19 protein-coding genes are annotated in these 21001 nt (G+C 40.1%); 9 read left to right on the top strand and 10 right to left on the bottom strand.

Annotation, left to right across the window (positions count from 1 at the left end; genetic code table 11):
- Positions 1-6: 6 nt before the first annotated feature.
- Complete coding sequence (locus DYI81_RS07605; protein ID WP_117007193.1) at positions 7-825, bottom strand: 3'-5' exonuclease; 819 nt, start codon at positions 823-825, stop codon at positions 7-9.
- Positions 826-846: 21 nt separating this feature from the next.
- Complete coding sequence (gene cysM, locus DYI81_RS07600; protein ID WP_117007192.1) at positions 847-1767, bottom strand: cysteine synthase CysM; 921 nt, start codon at positions 1765-1767, stop codon at positions 847-849.
- Between the two features lie 153 nt (positions 1768-1920).
- Between cysM and DYI81_RS07595 the strand changes: the two genes are divergently transcribed.
- The 5 genes from DYI81_RS07595 (at position 1921) to rsfS (ending at position 7847) form a co-directional block, all read left to right on the top strand.
- On the top strand, positions 1921-4734 hold the full coding sequence (locus tag DYI81_RS07595) for an ATP-binding protein (protein ID WP_106984613.1): 2814 nt from the start codon (positions 1921-1923) through the stop codon (positions 4732-4734).
- Between the two features lie 104 nt (positions 4735-4838).
- A complete protein-coding gene (locus DYI81_RS07590) occupies positions 4839-5627 on the top strand; it encodes a crotonase/enoyl-CoA hydratase family protein (RefSeq protein ID WP_106984612.1) in 789 nt (262 codons plus the stop codon).
- A 34-nt stretch (positions 5628-5661) separates the two neighbouring features.
- Entirely contained in the window at positions 5662-6531 is an 870-nt protein-coding gene (locus tag DYI81_RS07585; protein WP_117007191.1) for an NAD(P)-dependent oxidoreductase, read from the top strand.
- Between the two features lie 46 nt (positions 6532-6577).
- Positions 6578-7366 carry a TIM barrel protein gene (locus tag DYI81_RS07580; protein WP_117007190.1) on the top strand — a complete coding sequence of 263 codons (789 nt, stop codon included), beginning with the start codon at positions 6578-6580 and terminating at the stop codon, positions 7364-7366.
- An 82-nt stretch (positions 7367-7448) separates the two neighbouring features.
- On the top strand, positions 7449-7847 hold the full coding sequence (rsfS, locus tag DYI81_RS07575) for a ribosome silencing factor (RefSeq protein WP_106984609.1): 399 nt from the start codon (positions 7449-7451) through the stop codon (positions 7845-7847).
- 55 nt (positions 7848-7902) lie between these two features.
- On the opposite strand, the gene DYI81_RS07570 is transcribed toward rsfS, so the two are convergent.
- The 4 genes from DYI81_RS07570 to DYI81_RS07555 all read right to left on the bottom strand — a co-directional run bounded on the left by DYI81_RS07570 (position 7903) and on the right by DYI81_RS07555 (position 11356).
- Complete coding sequence (locus DYI81_RS07570; protein ID WP_106984608.1) at positions 7903-8154, bottom strand: hypothetical protein; 252 nt, start codon at positions 8152-8154, stop codon at positions 7903-7905.
- Between the two features lie 284 nt (positions 8155-8438).
- Positions 8439-9893: an NAD(P)(+) transhydrogenase (Re/Si-specific) subunit beta gene (locus DYI81_RS07565; RefSeq protein ID WP_106984607.1), complete on the bottom strand. Its 1455-nt coding sequence runs from the start codon at positions 9891-9893 to the stop codon at positions 8439-8441.
- A 3-nt stretch (positions 9894-9896) separates the two neighbouring features.
- Positions 9897-10217: a proton-translocating transhydrogenase family protein gene (locus tag DYI81_RS07560; protein WP_106984606.1), complete on the bottom strand. Its 321-nt coding sequence runs from the start codon at positions 10215-10217 to the stop codon at positions 9897-9899.
- Between the two features lie 11 nt (positions 10218-10228).
- Positions 10229-11356 carry a Re/Si-specific NAD(P)(+) transhydrogenase subunit alpha gene (locus DYI81_RS07555; RefSeq protein ID WP_106984605.1) on the bottom strand — a complete coding sequence of 376 codons (1128 nt, stop codon included), beginning with the start codon at positions 11354-11356 and terminating at the stop codon, positions 10229-10231.
- Between the two features lie 889 nt (positions 11357-12245).
- Between DYI81_RS07555 and DYI81_RS07550 the strand changes: the two genes are divergently transcribed.
- Positions 12246-13163 carry a DMT family transporter gene (locus DYI81_RS07550; RefSeq protein WP_117007189.1) on the top strand — a complete coding sequence of 306 codons (918 nt, stop codon included), beginning with the start codon at positions 12246-12248 and terminating at the stop codon, positions 13161-13163.
- 43 nt (positions 13164-13206) lie between these two features.
- Here DYI81_RS07550 and soxR read toward each other — a convergent pair whose 3' ends face one another.
- Positions 13207-13707, bottom strand: a complete 501-nt coding sequence (soxR, locus tag DYI81_RS07545) for a redox-sensitive transcriptional activator SoxR (RefSeq protein WP_117007188.1) — start codon at positions 13705-13707, stop codon at positions 13207-13209.
- A 69-nt stretch (positions 13708-13776) separates the two neighbouring features.
- Between soxR and DYI81_RS07540 the strand changes: the two genes are divergently transcribed.
- Positions 13777-14202: a Rid family hydrolase gene (locus tag DYI81_RS07540; protein WP_117007187.1), complete on the top strand. Its 426-nt coding sequence runs from the start codon at positions 13777-13779 to the stop codon at positions 14200-14202.
- An 18-nt stretch (positions 14203-14220) separates the two neighbouring features.
- Positions 14221-15414, top strand: coding sequence for an MFS transporter (locus DYI81_RS07535; protein ID WP_106984601.1), 1194 nt, complete (start codon positions 14221-14223; stop codon positions 15412-15414).
- 72 nt (positions 15415-15486) lie between these two features.
- Here DYI81_RS07535 and DYI81_RS07530 read toward each other — a convergent pair whose 3' ends face one another.
- Positions 15487-16128, bottom strand: coding sequence for a HEPN domain-containing protein (locus tag DYI81_RS07530; protein WP_106984600.1), 642 nt, complete (start codon positions 16126-16128; stop codon positions 15487-15489).
- 464 nt (positions 16129-16592) lie between these two features.
- Here DYI81_RS07530 and DYI81_RS07525 point away from each other — a divergent pair, with 464 nt between their 5' ends.
- The gene (locus DYI81_RS07525) at positions 16593-17423 is read left to right on the top strand and encodes a hypothetical protein (RefSeq protein WP_106984599.1); all 831 of its coding nucleotides are present in this window, start codon (positions 16593-16595) and stop codon (positions 17421-17423) included.
- Positions 17424-17988: 565 nt separating this feature from the next.
- Here the strand turns inward: DYI81_RS07525 and DYI81_RS07520 are convergent.
- Entirely contained in the window at positions 17989-18909 is a 921-nt protein-coding gene (locus tag DYI81_RS07520; protein WP_117007186.1) for a hypothetical protein, read from the bottom strand.
- Between the two features lie 64 nt (positions 18910-18973).
- Complete coding sequence (locus tag DYI81_RS07515) at positions 18974-21001, bottom strand: hypothetical protein (protein ID WP_117007185.1); 2028 nt, start codon at positions 20999-21001, stop codon at positions 18974-18976.

Genomic DNA, 21001 nt, shown 5'->3' with positions numbered 1-21001 from the left:
GTGAACCTAATGTGTGGAAGATGGGAAATCAAATTGGGTAAAATCGGTTTGTTTCGAATTTTCTCGCCAAACCGCTAAAAATTCAGCCTGTTGTGGCTGTGTCGCTAAATACTGAATGGTCGATTGCACCAAGTGTTGATGATCGGAGGCTAAAATTTGCCCCTTCAACAATTGCCAGCGCAAATAAATCAACCATGTATTGAGCACATCGCCTTCGCAATAGCTGGTCAGCTGTTGCCACTGTTCAGTACGGACATATTCAGGCACATGATATGCCCCATCACCACGCTTACCAGGAAAACCCAATAAATGTGCAATGTCATCCAGCTTTTGAAAATGACGACCATTAAACATGGCCATGACATCCATTAAATCGACATGACGGTGGTGATAGCGATTTTGGTAGTTATTATAACGCTTTTGTGAATCAATCTCGCCCTGATCAAATAAACTTGGCGCAGATAGACCATGATACATCGCACGAAATAAAATCACGGGGACATCAAATTGCGAGCCATTCCAACTTACCAATGTCGGTTGGCGTTTATCAAAAATAGATAAAAAGCGCTTTAAAATTTCAGCTTCACTATAATTTTCACGGCTAAATGAAAACAGTTTCATGCCATTTTCATCTAACCAAAAACCTGAAATACAGACAATTTCATGCAAAGCCAAACGCTGAAAGTCTGTACCACTTTCTTGGCGTCTTAACTTTGCCAAAGCCGCGCCTAAATCGGCTTCGGGTAAATCGAGTCCGTATAAATGCGCACCTGATTTTAAATCAGTCAAAGTTTCAATATCGAAAGTTAAAATAGGTAAACGCATAAAGACTCTTCAACCCCGAAATTATTCAGCATCAACCACAGAGAATAAACCTGTAGATAAATAGCGATCGCCACGGTCACAGATAATGCAAACAATGACTGCATCTGGGTTTTCTTCAGCCAATTTTACTGATGCCCATACCGCGCCACCTGAAGATGTACCCGCACTAATACCTTCAACGCGCGCCATTTTACGCGCAGTTTTTTCAGCTTCAATTTGCGGAATATCCATAATACGGTCAACACGACTCGCATCAAAAATCGTCGGCAAGTATTCTGTAGGCCAGCGGCGAATACCTGCAATATTTGAACCTTCAGAAGGCTGTAAGCCAACAATTTGAATCTCTGGATTTTGTTCTTTGAGGTATTTTGAAATCCCCATGATGGTGCCTGTGGTGCCCATCGCGCTCACAAAGTGAGTAATTTTACCGCCTGTTTGCTCCCAGATTTCTGGGCCAGTGGTCAGGTAATGTGCTTCTGAATTATCTGGGTTACCAAATTGATTAAGAACCAAGCCCACGCCGTCTGCTTGCATTTGCGCTGCCATATCACGCGCTTCTTCCATACTTGCAGATTCAATTAATTCTGCACCGTAGGCACGCATCGCGTCTTTTCGTTCTTGGCTTGAATTCGCTGGCATAATCAGCTTCATCTTATAACCACGCATGGCAGCGACCATTGCCAATGCAATACCTGTATTTCCACTTGTCGCTTCAATTAACGTATCGCCCGGCTTGATCTGTCCACGCTTTTCGGCTTGCATAATCATGTTATATGCTGGACGGTCTTTGACTGAACCTGCTGGGTTATTGCCTTCTAACTTGGCCAATACAGTTGCTTGAGTGTGACATGCCAGACGCTGTAAACGCACCAACGGAGTCTTTCCGACATAATGGTCTAACAAAAAATCGTCTGCTTGAAAATCAGGGGTTATATTACTCATTATTTGTACCTTTATCGAGGTGCGCTTATTGTATGAAAAAATGACTGCGCCTGCACCCATTTACGGGGCTTTTTCGTGAAAGTGATTAAAGCGCAATCAGTTTCAAATAAAGCATGCTAATATGCAGTGCATAAGGAATAAACTGCTTGAATCATGTCAAATATCAACAAAAAGCTTTTTAAACGCCTACACTTAAATCATGCCTATGGACAGCTCATTGCGTTAATTTTTGTGCCCATTACAATTTTGGCATGTGTGGGTGCAACCTTGGTCATTAGCGAAACTTCCAATGCCGCCAAAGCACAACAACGCCAAATGGCGATTGCGATTTTGACGCGTTTTCAGCCTGCATCCGAAGATGCGCTCAACTTATTGGCACAATATCCATGGCAATTCGATCAAGCACGAAATGCCATGCAAAATATGTTTAGCGAAAAACATTTGATTCGTGCTGCAATCTTAGACAGCCAAGAAAAAAATAGAATTAGTTTTGGCTTCCAAGATGATGCGCCATGGCCAAAGCTTGCAGAGAACAAAAAATCAGAGTTTATTGGGCCTATTCGTTTAAATCACAGTAATGTGTATGCCACACAAATTCATGATGAAATGAATACGCCTTACTGGCTGGTGATTGAGCTCGACAACCAACCTCTAGAAATTGCACACTATCGCGTGCTGATGGTGTTGGTCGCAACAGGTTTACTGACCCTACTTTTATTATTGTTATGCCTCAATTTCTATTCGCGTCGCTGGATTGCACCGATGTACGAAATTCGTATGCAATTACAACGCCTCAATGCTGACACCTTAGATCAGCACATGATTATTAACAGTACAGGTGAGCTTCGCCTTTTACAGCGTGACATTGCCAACGTGGTCAATCGTCTGCATTTTAGTTTTTTAGAATTACGCGAACATACAGAACAAACCGAAGACGATTTACGCCGTACGCTCGATACTTTAGAAGTGCAAAATATCACTTACCGTCAAGCACGCGACCAAGCGATTCATGCCAATCAATCTAAATCGGTTTTTTTAGCCAATATTTCCCATGAACTCAGAACACCCTTAAACAGTATTGATGGCTTTATTCATCTGTTACTGCGCCAAGGTAATTTGAGCAATGAACAAAACTTATATTTACAAACCATTCGCAAATCTTCTGCACATTTGCTGGCACTCATTAACGATGTATTAGATTTTTCTAAAATTGATGCAGGCAAGCTTGAGCTTGAAACAGCGCCTTTTGACCTAGAAGAAGCTGTTTTTGATGTGATGGACATGCTTTCGCCATTGGCTGCGCAAAAGCATATTGATATGACTTTCTACTATGCTGACAACGTGCCCGTGCATGTAATTGGCGATGCACTGCGCTTTAAGCAGATTTTGACCAATTTAATTTCCAATGCCATTAAGTTCACCCCTGATGGTGAAATTATTGTTCGTGTGCGAATGGAACATGATGATATTGGCCAGTGCCTACTTCATTTTAGCGTACAAGACAGTGGTATTGGCCTAAGTGGCACAGACCGTAAAAAGCTGTTTGAATCCTTCTCACAAGGTGATGCCTCCGTTACACGTCAATTTGGCGGTACAGGTCTTGGTTTGGCAATTTCTAAACAATTGGTCAACCTCATGCATGGTCAAATTGGCTTTGAAGACAACCAAGAACGTGCACCGACCGAAAAAGGGTCAACCTTTTGGTTTACCGCAATGTTTAGCGTGAATGAAGATGAAGAAGTCATCCATCCACAATTTGAACATTTAACTGTGGTATCATATTTAGCACATCCTGCTACAGCCAATGTACTACGCCACTACCTTGAAGATTATGCTGTACAACACGTCGAAGCACAGTCGATTTTAGATTTATTTAGCCGTCTAAATCAGTTTGAACATGCTGAAAATACTTGGCTCATTTTAGACCATAGTGGCGATACCGAAGCCATGCTCAAAGAAATTCGCTCACGTTATCACGGCAATTTGGCGATTTATGGCTATCAAATGCTACTCGATCCAAGCATGCTAAATGAATACCGTGCTCGTCCATTACATCAACCGCTGAGTCGTAGTGCATTGGCACAATTGTTGGGTAATGAGCCCTTGTTTGAACATGACGCCATGGATAACTTTGATGGCCAAGGCTTACATATCTTAGCGGTCGATGACCATCTACCCAACTTGATTGTATTAGAGGCGCTCTTATCTGAACTTAACGTGACCACCACCAAAGCACTCAGCGGTCAAGAAGCCTTAGATATTATTCAATCTCGCCATGCGCAAGGGCTCAAAGATTTTGATTTGGTCTTCATGGATATTCAAATGCCCGTAATGTCTGGCATTGATACCACGCGTGCGCTGCGTTCATTAGAATCCACCAAAGAAGAACAAAAACGTCTGCCGATTATTGCGCTCACGGCACATGCACTTTCGGATGAAAAGCAAAAGCTGTTGCAAAGTGGTATGGATGATTACGTGACTAAACCGATCCAAATGGAACAGATTATTCAAATCTTGACCCATTGGACCGCTGAAAACTTTAAAAAGCCTGTTGCTGTAGAACGTACTGCTGTTATTGATTCACTCGACAGCAATATTTTAGATTGGCAACAATGTCTTATGCTAGCGGCCAATAAAGAGGACTTGGCGGTCGATTTGCTCAAAATGCTTACTGACAGTTTCGAAATAGAAGTGAATGAAATTGAACAGCTGATTGAGCTTGAAGATTTCCCACAACTCGAACATGTGCTCCATCGTTTATACGGTGCAACTCGCTATGTCGGCACACCCAATTTGCAAAATGTTACGGGTAGCTTTGAGCAATTTGTTTCAACCTTACGTAAAGAACGTCGCAGAGCCGATGATGCCTTCATTCAAGAAGTCCACAAACGCTTTGATGAAATGAAAGCCATCATTGCGCAAGTTGAACTGGCAGCCCAACATATTTTAAGTCAGCACAATACTTAAACAGGTCGTCATGCCCGATTTAAATAGAAGGATGACTGAGCTGTCATGCATGCAAGATAAGCTCATGCTATGCTCGTCGCAAAGAAACAAAAAGAGTGTACAACATGGCTTTGGTCAAATTTGAAAATAACAACGGCATTGCAACCGTTAGCCTAAATCGCCCAGATAAACGCAATGCCATGAGTTTTGCCCTGCTCAAAGAGCTGGTAAACATTGCCAATCGTATTAAAAAAGACCGTACGATTCGCTGTGTGATTTTAACTGGCGAAGCACAAGTATTTAGTGCAGGCATTGATTTAAGTGATTTAAACAACCCGAAAAACACCGCTTATGCTGCATGGGAACTGATCCGCCCTGGTCAAAGTCTGTTTCAAAAAGCATTTTTGATTTGGCAAGAACTGCCTGTTCCAGTGATTGCCGCCATTGAAGGCTATTGCTTTGGTGCAGGTATGCAACTTGCTCTGGCTGCCGATATTCGTATTGCACATCCAGAAACGCAAATGTCGATTATGGAAAGTCGCTGGGGTTTGGTTCCAGATATGGGGCTCAGCCGTTCGCTTAAAGGCATTATTGGCTTAGATTTGGCGAAAGAATTGACACTTACTGCCCGTATTTTTGACGCCAACTATGCCAAAGATATTGGTTTGGTCACGCATCTCAATGCAACACCGCTTCAACAAGCTCAAACACTCGCTGAAGAGATGCTTGGCCGCTCACCTGATGCCTTAACCGCAGCCAAACGTGTACTAGATGCTATGGAACATCAACCAAGTAAATCTTTACGTTTAGAAAAAATTTGGCAACTTAAATTATTGCTCGGCAAAAACAGCAAACTGGCACGTAAAAAAGACAAGAACCCTGAAGTTCAATTTTTACCGCGCCAATTCCGCTAAGCTTAAAACAGTATGATCATCTAATGGAACACGCATGAACTTCGACCTTCAAACTAAAATTGCATTTTTGGGCATGGGGCTCATGGGAAGCCGTATGGCAACTCGTCTCTTGCAAGCTGGCTTTGCAGTCGCAGTTTGGAATCGTAGTCCGAGCGCTTGTGATGCCCTGATTGAACAAGGCGCGACTGCACTCGACTTGAACCAACTTAGCCAATATCCTGTGGTTTTAATGTGTTTGGCCGATGATCATGCTGTGCAAAATGTCTTTAGCTTAATTCGACCACACTTAAGCAAAGGGCAAATTATTGCAGATTTTTCAAGTCTATCCGTAGAATGTACAAAGCAACTTGCTCAAGTAGCACAGCAACAAGGCGTCAATTGGATTGACTGCCCTGTCTCTGGTGGAACAGCTGGTGCCGAACTTGGCACTCTGGTTATTTTTGCAGGTGGTGATGCACCAAGCATTCAACGCCTAGAACTGATTTATAATGTGTTATCACAGCGTGTTACCCGCATGGGAGAAACAGGCGCAGGCCAAGCCACAAAAATTTGTAATCAGCTCATCGTCGCTGCCAACAGCACGCTCATTGCAGAAGCTGTTGCACTGGCCGAACACGCTGGTGTCGACACAACACTTCTCGCACCTGCTTTGGCAGGCGGGTTTGCTGACTCAAAACCTTTTCAGATCCTCACACCTCGTATGGCGAGCCAAAGCTTTGAACCCGTGCAATGGAAAGTACAAACTTTATCTAAAGACCTAAACAATGCCTTAAAGCTGGCAGCTTCATATCAATTGCATGTTCCCGTTGCCACACAAGCCCTTGATCAATTACAACAACATCAAGCCAATGGTTATGCCGAGGCAGACTTATCTACCATATGTTTACAGGTCAAATCTAACTAACCGTGTGCTGTCATCATTTTTCGCTTAATTTCAGAGGGTGCCAACCATGATTAAATTGGCCGTTAATCTGTCCATGATTTTTACCGAAGTGCCCTTGCTTGAGCGCTTTGCGCTGGCACGTGCTCATGGTTTCGATCATATTGAAATCCAATTTCCATACGAGCTAAGTATTGAGCAAATTCAAACCCAACTCACCATACATGACTTAAGCCTATGTTTGATTAATGCGCCTGCAGGTGACTTGATGACTGGTGGCAATGGCCTTGCTGGTATTCCGGGTCAAGAAATTGAATTTCATCATGGTTTAGAAAAAGCCATTCTCTATGCCAAAGCATTACAAGTACCTAGCATTAATATCCTTGCGGGTAAACAACCCCTAGATGCAGATTTACTGCCCTGCTTAAAAACCTTGGCCACCAATTTAAAACTGGCATGCCACATGTGTAGTGATCACGGTATTCAACCAGTATTTGAAATGATCAACGGCACCGATATGCCCCGCTTTTTAGTGCAAAACATTGCTCAAGCACAGGAAATGCTTGAGGCTGTACGTCACCCTGCCTTAAAAATGCAATTTGACTGCTACCACATGGCCATGATGGGCGAAAATTTATTGGAAAGCCTACAAGAAAATATCGATGCGATTGGTCATATTCAATTTGCAGACAATCCAGGTCGACATGAACCTGACACAGGAAACATTGATTATGCAGTCATTTTTGATTGGCTCAAACACAGCCAATATACAGGTTTCAGTGCTGCCGAATATCGCCCACAAAATTTGTCACAAAATTCTTTTGCGTGGAAAGACAAATACTTCTCATCAATAAACTGAAGAGATCAAGGTGCTGATTTGAAATTCAGCACCAAAACCGCTATATTAGATGATGAATAATTGTCTGGAAACCATACCCTCCATGAATTTAGAACCATCGCCCGGCGCTTCAAACTTTCAAGAACCTGCATTAAGTTCAAAAAAAGACGTACAAGCTTGCTTAGAAGTGGTACGTGAAGCTCTCGAAGATGTAAAAGCGAAAGAAATCGTCGAAATTGATGTTAGCGCGATCAGCAACGTTGCAGATGCAATCGTGATTGCATGCGGTACATCAACACGTCATCTCAAATCCCTTGCAAACAACGTTGCTGAAGAAGCACGTAAAGCTGGCTTCCGCCCGATTGGTGTTGAAGGCGAGCGTGATGCAGAGTGGATCTTGATTGACCTCGGCTTTGTCGTTGTTCATGTTATGCTTCCTACAGCACGCAAATTCTATGATTTAGAAAGCTTATGGCGCACAGCACCTGAGTCTGTGGCATAACATCTTTATCAATAAAAAAGCGGTCAATAGACCGCTTTTTTATTGCCTATAATATTTACCACTCACGCTGTTCTAAACTGGTCAAAGCCCGCAACATTTGACGCATAATATGGCGACGGCAGTGCTTCAAATCATCTGTTTCACAAACATCATTTAAAAAATGATTCAATGCATATACCGGCTGATTGCTATAACGTTGCTCCCAAAGACTTAATGCTTCTTCTAAAGCTACACTACTGATATAAGGCTCTAAGCTGCTGGCAATTGCAGATCTGCGGTTCTCAATATTTAATCGTTCTGTACTCATAGCGTCCCCCTGCTCAAATCAATAAACATGCCTTTCACTACGGTTATAAACTGCTTATTACTTATAGTTTTGCAAGAAAAATGCCAACAATATAAAACATAGCAATCATCAGGCTTTGCTTATAACACTCCCCCATTTGCCTACAAAAAATTGTCAGCTTGCGACCAGTTTTAGAGAATAATCTCTCAATATGTAGCAATTTTTGCGCATTACAGCATAGCTATCTTTTTTCATTTTCCATAAAAAAACCGCCCGAAGGCGGTTTCTCATCAAAAGTTTGAGTCTTAGTGACCGCCGCCATTGATTGCTTTTGTCATATCTTCTACAACTTTCTTCGCATCACCAAAGATCATCATTGTCTTGTCGTTATAGAACAAGTCGTTATCTAGGCCTGCATAACCTGTTGCCATAGAACGTTTGATCACCATGATGGTACGTGCTTTATGTGCTTCAAGAATTGGCATACCGTAAATTGGCGATGTTGGATCATCTTTGGCTGCAGGGTTTACAACGTCATTCGCACCAATCACAAGTACAACGTCTGTTGCTGGGAAGTCTGAGTTGATTTCGTCCATCTCTAAGATGTCTTCATACGCAACGTCCGCTTCAGCTAAAAGTACGTTCATGTGACCTGGCATACGACCCGCAACTGGGTGAATCGCAAAACGAACCGTTACACCTTGTTCTTTTAAGATTTCACACAATTCTTTCACTGCGTTTTGAGCACGACCTTGCGCCATACCATAACCTGGTACGATCACAACGCTATCCGCATTTGACATTAAGAAGCCAGCATCGTCTGCCGAACCTGAACGGTAATTACGTTGAACTTGCTCACCTTTGTCTGCAGATGCAACTGCTGCACCACCCATTGCACCACCAAACAAAACGTTGATGATTGAACGGTTCATAGCTTTACACATAATGTAAGACAGAATCGCACCAGATGAACCTACAAGTGAACCCGCAACAATCAGCATGTTGTTTTCAAGTGTGAAACCAATACCTGCTGCAGCCCAACCTGAGAAAGAGTTCAGTAGTGAAACGACCACTGGCATGTCACCGCCACCCACTGGCGCAATCCATACCCAGCCAAACGCAAGTGCAAGTGCAGTCATTGCCCAGAATGCATTCATGTTACCCGTCGTAAAGAAGTAAACACCACATGCCAACATTGCAATAAACAGCAATGCTTGTACTGGTTTTACCCAACCGCCTGAAATGGTTTTTGCCCATTTTTTGGCAGCCAATTTACCATAAGCAAATACAGATGCAGTAAAGGTAATCGCGCCTACAAAACAGCCCACAAACAATTCAAATAAATGAACGCTGCTCATGTGCGCATGCTGTACGCCAGCAGCTGTTAAAGCCGCTTCGTTTTCTGCAAATAAAGCAGTTAACTGGTTGTTATGCAAAATTGCTGCTATCGCAATCAATACCGCAGCTAAACCCACCAATGAGTGCATCAATGCAACAGTTTCAGGCATTTGCGTCATTGGAACTGTACGTGCACGTGCAATACCCACGACTGCACCCAAAACCATCGCGCCACCAATCATCCAAACTACAGGATGATCTGCTACAAAGAATGTGGTAATCACGGCAATCGCCATAGCGATCATACCGTAGCGGTTACCTGCGATTGCAGTTTTCGGGCCAGATAGACCGCGTAAAGTGAGAATGAAAAGGACCGCACCAACAAGGTAGAACCAATCCGCATATTCTTTAATGAATTCCATGGATTAGCCCTCTTTTTTCTTTTGTTTTGGCTTAAACATTTCGAGCATACGTGCAGTTACTGCGAAGCCACCAAAAATGTTAATACTTGCCAAAAATACTGCTACTGCACCCAATACGCTCACTACGTTCACGCTTTGGAATTGTACGCTTGCTTCTAATACCCCAGGAATACCTACGGTTTGTAGCATTGCACCTACAATAATAATTGAAGACAACGCATTGGTTACTGCCATTAAAGGCGTATGTAAAGCCGGCGTTACACCCCAAACAACGTAGTAACCTACGAAGATAGCGAGGACAAAAATCGTAATCGTTTCAACCATGACAAGTCTCCTTAGCCGCGCTTCAACAGCACTTGACCGCTGTGAGTGACCAATAGGGCTTTTTGAATTTCTTCTTCTGGATTAATCGCGAAGTTTTTCTCAGCATCAAATAATGTGTCTAAGAAATTCAAAACGTTGCGTGCATACAGTGCCGAAGCTTCAGTCGAAACTGTAGAAGGAATATTTGGAATGCCTAAGATTTTTACACCGTTAGCAGTCATCACATTTTCACCACACACAGAACCTTCAACGTTACCGCCAGTTTCAACCGCCATATCTAAAATGATTGAGCCTGGTTTCATTTTGGCAACTGTTTCTGCTTTGATTAAACGTGGTGCATCACGGCCTGGTAATAAGGCAGTCGTAATCACGATGTCCGCATTTGATACAGCTTTATCAACAATAATCGCTTGATCACGGATGTATTCTTCACCCGGCATCCAACCATAACCATTCTTCGCAGCATCTGCCGCTTTTTGCTGTTCTTCTGGTGACATTGGTACGTCTAACCATTTACCGCCAAGTGATTCAACTTGATCACGTGCCGTTGGACGTAAATCTGTTGCTTCTACAACTGCACCTAAACGTTTTGCTGTTGCAATCGCTTGCAAGCCGGCAACACCCACACCCATAATCACTACACGTGCTGGTTTTACTGTACCCGCTGCAGTCATGAGCATAGGGAACATACGTTGATATTCAGCAGCAGCTAACAATACAGATTTATAACCTGACAAGTTGGCTTGAGATGAAAGTACGTCCATGTTTTGCGCACGAGATAAAGTACGTGGCAATAGCTCCAACGCAAATGCAGACACTTGCTGTGCAGCAAATTGGTCCAACTCCGGATTACGGTATGGGTCAAACATTGCAATGACTGCGGTATTTGGCGCAAGCTTTTGAATTTCGTCACCCTTCGGCGCACGTACTTTCAAAATAATTTGACTGCCGGTATAGGCATCATCTGTAATTTTGGCACCAACCTGTTCATAAGCACTATCGATATAAGCAGCGTTTACACCTGCTCCACGTTCAATAACGACATTATGACCAGCGCTGATCAACTTCTTTACTGTCTCTGGCGTCGCAGCGACGCGATGTTCACCGACAACAGTTTCGGCTGGAATTCCGATCTGCATGAGCGTTCCTCAAGCTAATTTTTCTTAAGTAAACATCGTAAAAACGATGCTTCCCCTCAGGATGTTCTTTTGTTGAATTTTTGGATTCTAATGGAACTTTTTTAAATTACCACCCAATATTTAGTTAATAAATACCCATATTTTGAACTGGTGATTCATAAAAAATATGATGCGATAAAGCAGTTATTCATTTTTATTTTTAATGGTATGAATCTTTTTTATACAAAATAATGCTGTTTTTAAGTTTTATTAAGCTAATTTAAATCTCAACTTATTGCTTATTGATCTAAATGACAAAAAAACATTCGTTTGATATTTATATTTTTAGTTATGAAAGCCTTTAAATGCCATACATAGCAACCTATTTTAAATATCCCAAAAACAACAGTTGACCTTGCTGACAAATTTTAGGATTTTTAAACTCAAATAAATTAAGCTGTTTTTGAAAGACTTGTACAATTATCACCCCACATAAATTCTTTGATTAAATTGGCGTGATCGACAGCATTTCCCCTTAAATTATGCCATTTATGGCATTCGCCTTAAGTCTATAGATCGCATTTTTTGCTAAAAAAATAATTTCTGCGACATTTTGCACCATGATGAACACCTCACAATTTGGCGAATTTGGCTCTTTTATGCACAATATTGGTGCGTTATGAAAAAATTGATGTATTTCAAGGCCAAACAATCATTTTTTACCGCCATCGTATTAAATTTGATATTTCACACAATTCGTCAACTCAGAATTCCTGTGCTGAGCTATGCCCATTCCAAATGAAGCATTCCATTTGGGTATCGTGCCCATTCATTTTTTTGCATTTAATCTTTGTCTGTAATTTTCTTATAATCATCTTATATTCTTTTCTCTCCCAGCCATTGCATCGCCATGCCTACGCTCAGTCTATCCCCACGTCAAATGGGCGCACTTTGTGCTATTTGTGCCGCTTTTTTATTTAGCACTAAAGCTATATTTATTAAGCAAGCTTATGCGTTATCCCCTTTGGTGGATGCCACCGTATTAATGGCACTCCGCATGGGCAGTGCTTTGCCCTTTTTCTTGATCATGTGTTGGTTTAGCCGTCGCTCTTACCAAGATCTAACAGCTCGTGATTGGGGCATGCTTATCCTTGCAGGTTTACTTGGCTACTATCTTGCGAGTTGGTTAGACTTCATGGGTCTGATGTACATTAGTGCTTCGCTGGAACGAATTATTTTGTTTTTATATCCTACCCTAACAGTTCTAGCATCTAGTGTTATTTATAAGCAAAAACTCAGCATCAAAACTTACCTTGCGATTCTATTAAGTTACGGTGGTACCGTACTCGTCATGCTACAAGAGCAAAGTAATGCGCCACAGGATGGTAATTTTTGGATTGGCGCGAGCTTTGTTTTTGCCAGTGCCGTGGCCTTTGCCTCTTATTTACTGCTTACCCCTAAAATGATAACCAAATTTGGCTCATGGCATTTTAATGCCTTAGCGTTAAGCATTGCCTGCCTAGGCACGCTCATTCATTATGTTTTATCGGTACCAGCACCAATACAACTCATTCAAAATCTGCCACCCGCAGTCTGGGGCTATGGGATTGCCATTGGGCTATTTGTGACTGTACTCCCAACGGTACTGATGATGCAAAGCATTGTTCGATTAGGTCCTGGCCACTCCGCCATGATTGCATCCATAGGTCCAATCTTAACGATTTTATTGGCCGTGGCCTTTTTAGATGAACACCTAAATTCTATACAGTGGCTGGGCTGTTTGCTCAATATCGTGGGTGTGCTGATGATTAGTCTATCCAAAAAATAACATCAATCATTCGCCTCATGACGGTGCACGTACGCTCTGCATATTAGGCTGTTGAATCATGATCAATCCCAGATTCAGTAAAGCGTTCTAAATGCATCAAGATGTGCTGAAAATGTGCGCCAGCCGATTGCTGGGATAATTGGTCATCTGGGTTACGTAATGGACATTGTTGTAAAGACAGGCAACCACAACCGATGCAAGAATCCAACTGCTGGCGTAACTGTAATAAATACATAATTTGCGCATCTAATTGCTGTTGCCAACGCTGTGACATCTGTTGCCAATCTGCTTTAGATGCCACTTGATGCTTTGGCAAAACCTCAAAAGCTTCATAAACCTGTTGTAGGCTAATTCCAACTTGCTGAGCAATTTTAATAATTGCAATACGGCGTAACATTGCACGTTGATAACGACGTTGATTTCCTGTGGTTCTTGTACTCCAAATAAGTTGTTTTTCTTCATAAAAGCGAACAGTAGGTACGCTGACACCACTACGCTCAGCAAGCTGACCAATACTCAGCCATTGCTGTTTAGATTCTTGCATATTTATTCTTGACCTCAAGTTAACTTGAGCTTTGATACTAGCAAGACTTTAAGCGCTAAGGAAATTGCGATGCAACAAAACCTGCACTCAGTCATCCACCTCATGAACCCAGATACTCTGTATAATCCCACTCCGTTTGCTTATAGCCACATTGCGCAAGTCAACATTCATGAGTTGAATCGTATTGTGCATATTGCAGGTCAAGGAGGCGAACAGCGCGACCAAACTTTGGCAACAGACTTTACAATACAGTTGGCGCAAGCCATGCATAATGTGCAATTGGCTTTAGAGGCTGCAAAGGCCACGCTATATGATATTGCGATGTTAAGAATTTGGGTCTGCCAATATGATCAACTCAAACATCAGCTGATTATTCAGCACCTAAAAGCACTATGGCAAGCACATGCATTGCCAGCCTGCACACTGATTCCCGTACCATGTTTGGCACTTCCTGACATGCAAATCGAAATTGAAGCCACCGCCTACTGCGCTTAACCACAAGTAAGGAAATCTATGAACCCCAACGTTGATATTAGCCAAAATAAAACCCTACTTTGGCTTATGGCAATTGCATGTGGTCTATGTGCGGGTGCCAATTATTATTGCCAACCGTTAATCGCCTCGATTCAACAAAGCTTTCAAGTAGCGCAATCACAAGTGGCGCTTACGGTCACTTTTGCCCAAGTGTCTTATGCCTTAGGGTTACTGTTTATTGTGCCTTTGGGGGATATTGTCAATAAAAGCAAATTTATTCCCTTGCTTATGTTTGGCGCAGCAGTAGGTCTAAGTATTTGTGCACTTTCGAATAGCTTAACGATGCTATGGATTGGCACCATTATTACTGGTTTATTTTCTGTGGCGGCACAAGTTCTTATTCCACTGGTCACCCTTGCGGTACGCCCTGAAAAAACAGGTGAAACTGTTGGCTTTCTAATGAGTGGCTTATTGGTGGGGATTTTACTATCGACCAGTTTGGCTGGGCTTTTATCTAATTTATGGCATTGGAATATTATCTATGTTGTAAGCGCTGTGCTCATGCTGGTACTTGCAGTGCTACTTAATCGTCAATTGCCTATGGTCAATACCAGTACACTTAGATATGCACAAATTTTTGCATCTATGGCACAGCTACTGCGCCAAGAGCGTCGCTTGGTCTACCGCTCCCTCATTGGTGGCTGTGCTTTTGCCTCAATGAGTATTTTATTTTCCACGATTGCCATGCTACTCACTGCACCGCCTTTTTCACTGCCTGATGTGTGGGTGGGAATCTTAACGCTGGTGGGCGTATTTGGCGCGCTCTCGACTCAGTGGATTGGAAAATGGGCCGACCGTGGACATAATTTAGTCCTCACTTGGATGGGCTGTGGCATATTGGCAATCAGTTGGGGACTGCTGTATTTAGGTGGCCAATCTCTAATGAGTTACGCTTTAGGCTATGCAGTCATTAACCTTGGCTTAGCTATGGTACACAGCTGTAACCAAAATGTGATTTTTAAACTTAACCCGAATGCACGCTCACGCATTAACTCTATTTATATGACACTGTACTTTATTGGTGGTGCGGGAGGATCGGCTTTAGGGGTATATGCATGGCACCATGGTGGCTGGCCAGCGGCTTGCCTAACAGGGTTTGGATTAGTATGTGGTGCATCGCTTATGGCCTTAATGGATCAACTTGGGCAAAAGCAACCAGCGACAACACACTAAGTTTTCACTGAAACCAAAGCATGGGCATAGCCTCTCGCTTTGGTTATATGCTCTCACCAGTCTAGGTCTGTCTTAGCTGACTTGCACCACTGGATAAAACGGTTTTCCCAAATCTAAACTTTGTGCATTTTCCAAAAGTACTAAAATAAATACAGGCAGTAATACCTCTAAAATACGGCAAGCATCCTTTAATTGTGAACGATTCACCGAACTGTTATAAGTTGCCCCGCCATGGACAATTTGATTACGCAAAGTATATAAGCGGTTAAACAGCACCATTAAAATATCGACCGAATCTTTATGCCCCAAAGCATTCAATACTTTTTGCTTTTCCGCAGCCAAGCCAGTTTTACAGGCCTCTAGGCTAATCTTTTCATTTTGATAGTCCCAAAAACCTTGGTAAATATATTGGTTATCAAGTAGCACTCGAATGGGCTGGCTATATTTCTCCCATAAAATATTATAGATCTTATCTTCTTGGTCTTTTTGGCAAATTAAATGTAAAAACTGTCTTAAGCTTTGCTTGTCCTGACTTATCAGCAAATCTTGTGCATAAATGGCATTGAACGAGACCCATAGCGCAATAAATTGTAAGTCCAACTCTTGGTCTAATTGCTGTGCTTTTTTTAGCCAACTGAGTCCACGATGTATCCGCAAATTAAATTGGTCACTATTTTCGGCTTTTTTGTCCTTAAAAATTTCTTCTAACATCATTGTCTAATCTCCCCCAAAAAATTGTTTATTATTATTCTTTTGCAAATTAAACAATTTATCCACAGAACTCAATCAACATGACTGAGTATTTCACATCTATTGTGTCCTGATTGTGTCAGCTTTCAGTGCCCTTCAATACTTCTCTAAATAGCCCTAATCCAATCCCCCTTACTTAGGCTTCACTTTTAAGAGATGGCTCAATTTTACAATTCAATTTAGCCCGACCCCATTCGCCAAAATTATTTAACAGATCTTCACAAATATAAGAAATCCCAGTCTTTTCGACAAAGCCTATACCTCCTATTAATTCACGCTAAATTTCGTCAACCTTTCAATTTATTAATCAAAATATATTTAACTTATTGATTTTCCATTCATCTTAAAAATTATTTTTTGCTTTAATTTTAATTCATAGTTTAGCTAGCATTAACAATAATCATAAAAATAAAAGCTTCATATCAATAATGAAAACTCGATTTAAACCTGTTGCACTGACCTTCCACGGCAGTAGTTTTAAAGTGACACATCCAAAGCAATTTGGTCTTTTAAATATTCCTTTACCTACTTCAGCTTTAGAGCAAGTTTTAGAATTTAGTTGGAAAATGACCTTTGGCAAACAAGGTCAACATCGTGCTTATCGCACAGGCGGTTCAGAAATTCGTACGGACTTAATGGTTTTTCGTGATGTCTATCGGGGCAAATTAGGCGAAGTTGCTTTTTACTATTACTGTCAGCAGCGCCCTCGTGTACAACAGCTGTCACATATTGATTTTAGCTGTAGTGGCAAGGGTATTTGGGACTGTGCAGATTTTATTGTGAATGATGAACATCATATTTCAATTAAGACCACCAAAGACTTTGGAAATCTGTTGTATTTAGAAGCCAAAGACTGGGAAATAGACCTACTTCAGCACAAAGCGATTTATAAGCCGAACCAACATGATCAGAGCAAGAATCGTGGAATCTATGATTATTTTTTTCTGTGCCGAGTAAAATCCAATATTGATGCGATCATTCATCAAATTAGCCAAGAGCCACAGCCTGCGACCCTAGATGATTTAAAACTCAAATTGTTTCGCATTTTAAAACTGCAAAAACCTAAATTAGACATTGCAGGCTACATCAGCAATAGTGATTTATATCAGGTCTTACAACAAGAGACTTTCTTGCTACAAGCAGGCACCTTTGTTGGCAAAAGTGCTAAGCCACAAGATGCCGAAAATTATTATGTCCAAAGTGGCTGTATGCGCCCACTTATGCCGTGGGGCTCTCGACCTATACAACGTAGTGCTTAGCAGTTTCTTGCTTAAATTTCACACGCCACAAAGTCTATTTAAAATTGTGCTAATATAGCGCCCAATTTTGAAACGTTGTTTCAATGGTGCATCACATGACTCAATGTGTGCAATCTAATTTCTCTCCTAATTTCCATCTTTGTTTGCCAAGGCCTGATGTTTGATGACCGTAATCAATTCTACTGAAAATAAACTCGCACCTCGAATCAGCGTGGCGCCAATGATGGATTGGACACCATAAAATAAATAAATATTAAAATACAAAAACTTAAATTTAATTAAAAATAATAAGGTGTAAAAATGGTGTAAAAAATCGCTTATTATAAGAAAGTTAGTAGAGTACAAATAAAAGAAAACTAGGTTGGGAAATAATAGCGAAAGTCCTACAAGCCACAACTTCTTTAGCTAATTGATCTTTAAAAATAGGTTAAATCTTCAATATCTACACATTTCAAAATGTGTAGCAAAGACAGGGAATTGATAACTTAAAATTGTCGCAACTGAAGCAGATTTAGGTGTCTTGTCTTATCTAAATTAATTTTGTAAGTTCTATGCAATAATTTTCTTAAATCAAGCTTTCTCCACATGTACAACAAATAGCATACTCAACGCTTATGACATTTCCTAGGCAACCAGGTTGAGTACAATCGCATCTTTCAACCAGATGAGTATCTCTACATACAAAGCAGAAAATCGTTTCTGAATCAGGCTCATTAGGCTCCAACACTGCATATTTAGGTTCTAAGGATTCATACTTATCACCTTCATATTTACATGCAGGACAGAAATACAAACGTCGTCTAGAATCGATATTAAAAAATTTCTTTATTTGCGTAGGTTGAAGGAAATTGAAAACTGTTAAAAATTCTTTTACTACTAAACCATCGACATGATCGTTATCAAAATAAAGGTGGGTTGCAGGAGCATTATGTAAGAAATCTCTTCTTGTCTGAATCCAATCCTCATCTGCATAAAGATGCTTATGTACTTCTAAAAGAATTACTACCACTTCTTCCGCAGTTACATTTAACTTACTACTAACAGTGTGCATTGCTATATTTCTTAATCTTCTAACTCTTTCGAACAAGTTAGCAAATTCAATACTTAAACTTTGATCGTAAACTGTATTATAAACTTTAATAAGATCTTGAGCATCAATCGCTCTAAAATCAGAGAAACTAACACCTGTTTCATCTGCAGCTCTAGGCCATTCTGATGGATTACCAGCAATCAATAGAAAAGGACTGATTGCCACAAGCTTAGCTTTCAATGCAAGCTCTATGCCCTGTTGAGCAATAATAAGAGAAGTTAATATTCTTTGACGTGCAGATTCCCAAAAAGCTTGTTCATCTTCCTTCTCAACAACGACGTAGCCTCGAACATCTTCAATAGTAAGTAAAAAAGAAATAGCAATGTCCCATGCAAAATCTAACTGGGCTTTTGCAGCAGAATCAAACTCATCACTATTTGGAATATCTTTAATCACGTTTTTACCTTGTGTTATAAATTTATAAACAAAGATTATGTTATGAGAATTTTCACAAAAAAAACTATCTCAATGGTTTAATTAATTTTTCGTCCCAAGATATTAGCTTAAAATTCAAACCACTAGTTACTTGATTAAAGTTACCCTCATCATTATCAAATGAGGCAGCAACAATACTCTGTAAATTTTGAGTTTCTGCAAGCTTCTTAAATAACATTCTTTGGCTATTAAGAGCCATTGAATGTTGGCCAGGTTCATCAAGTAATAAAATATTTAATATATTGGAATCATATTGTAAGCCTGTCTGCTGTAATCCCAACAAGAAACTCCAAATTAATCTTACAAAATCACTTGCGCTTGAATCTATCTTCGTACTGCTTTTTCGAATTTCCCTTAATTCCAAATGATTCAGCGTTGGTATTAGGTTATCAAAATTGATATGAATATCTGAGATTGATGCACTTTTGTATCCAAAATCATCTGCATTCTCTTTAAATTTCTTTTCAAAACACTTGATCTTTTCTTTATCTTTCACACTATAAACGTCTTTAGGCAAAGCATTTAAGCTTGACTGGTTCTTTATAAAATCGATTAACAAACCATTAAGATTAGTCTTAACCTTTTCTTCAACATCTTTTAAGCTTTGAAGTTCCCTAACCTCATTTTCAATATAAATTTGCTGACGCACATAAAGTTTAGAAATCTCACTTCCAGAAGTAATAGATTTTTTAATACTTCGTATCACTTCATTTTTTCTTTGAATTTCTTTTTTTACATTACTTAAACTAAGCTCTATTACCTCATTATTAGCACTTAAACCTATAATCTGATTTTGAAGCATTTTTTTCTGACTATTTAAATATTCAATCTGCCCCTTTAAATCCATTTGTGGACCTTTAATTGTCTCAGCAAATAAATTATCAACCACATTTTGAAAACACGTAGGGCACTTATCATTAGCTATCTGAATATCATATTCAGCACCCAACTGCCTTAATTTAAAAGCTGATTTATTTTTAATTAAATCATTTTCAATTTGTTCTAAAATCTCATTATAATCATTAATTGTAATTTTATTTCTATTTAATGAATTATTAATATGATCGAATTTAATAATTAGTAAATTCAACTCATCTTCAATATTTTCGATTTGATCAACTAACTCCACAGAGCTCACATTATTTTCAGAGTCTTCATTCCTTTTAGCTTCAAGATATTCCTTATCCAGAATAGATATACGTTGACTTATAGTTAGCTCATCTTGCAATAAAATTTCAATTTCATCCACATGAAATAAATTACTTGGCTTAGTTGGCAACCCTTTTACAAATCCATTTCTTTCCTTAACTTTTCCTGAAAGTTCTTTAACCTCAGCATCCCACTGACTTATTATCTTATTGCTTTCAGAAATATAAAAATTTTTAAGCTCATTAATATCAAATACCTCCAACCCCAATAAATACTCAATCACCCTAGTCTTAACATCACGAATTCCAAAAAATGGAATGTTTGCAATATAGTCAGTCCATCCTCTTTTCTGCTCAACCGCATGTGCCGCAAAAATTGTTTGGATGTATAGCTTAGTTAAACTTCCTGATGTATTTGGCACTTGAGGTAAATTCAAATCCAAGAAATTTTCTAAAAAACTATGAAATCCACTCTCATTTATTGCTGCTCCTGCATCGTGTAAATATGTAGGTACAGCTACACCTAATCGTTCTTTTTCAGTAATATACTTAGAGTTATAAATTTCAACCAACTTTGAGTTTTTAATATTATCTTTGATTGCTCGTCTAAAAGTTTTAACTTCACCATATTTATTTTCGACCTCTAAGAACACTTCAGAAGATAGTACTTTTATAGTTTTCTGTTTATATTCAAAATTTGAAGTCAGGCAATATGATAAGAATCCCTCGCCCTTTCCGCCCAATATTTCCTCACAACCCAAAGCATATAAAATAGTATTAAATAATGTGCTTTTGCCACTAGAATTTTGCGCTCTGACTATTGTTAGATGACGACTAAAATTCTCTTCAAAACCAAATACTCCGTACTCAGTTACTATATTTATTTTTAATCCAGCAATATACAT

The sequence above is a fragment of the Acinetobacter sp. SWAC5 genome (genome assembly GCF_003419885.1).
GTDB classification, from domain to species: Bacteria; Pseudomonadota; Gammaproteobacteria; order Pseudomonadales; family Moraxellaceae; genus Acinetobacter; species Acinetobacter cumulans.
The sequence above is the reverse complement of the archived record's forward strand: the minus strand, read 5'-3'. Positions and strand labels throughout refer to the sequence as shown.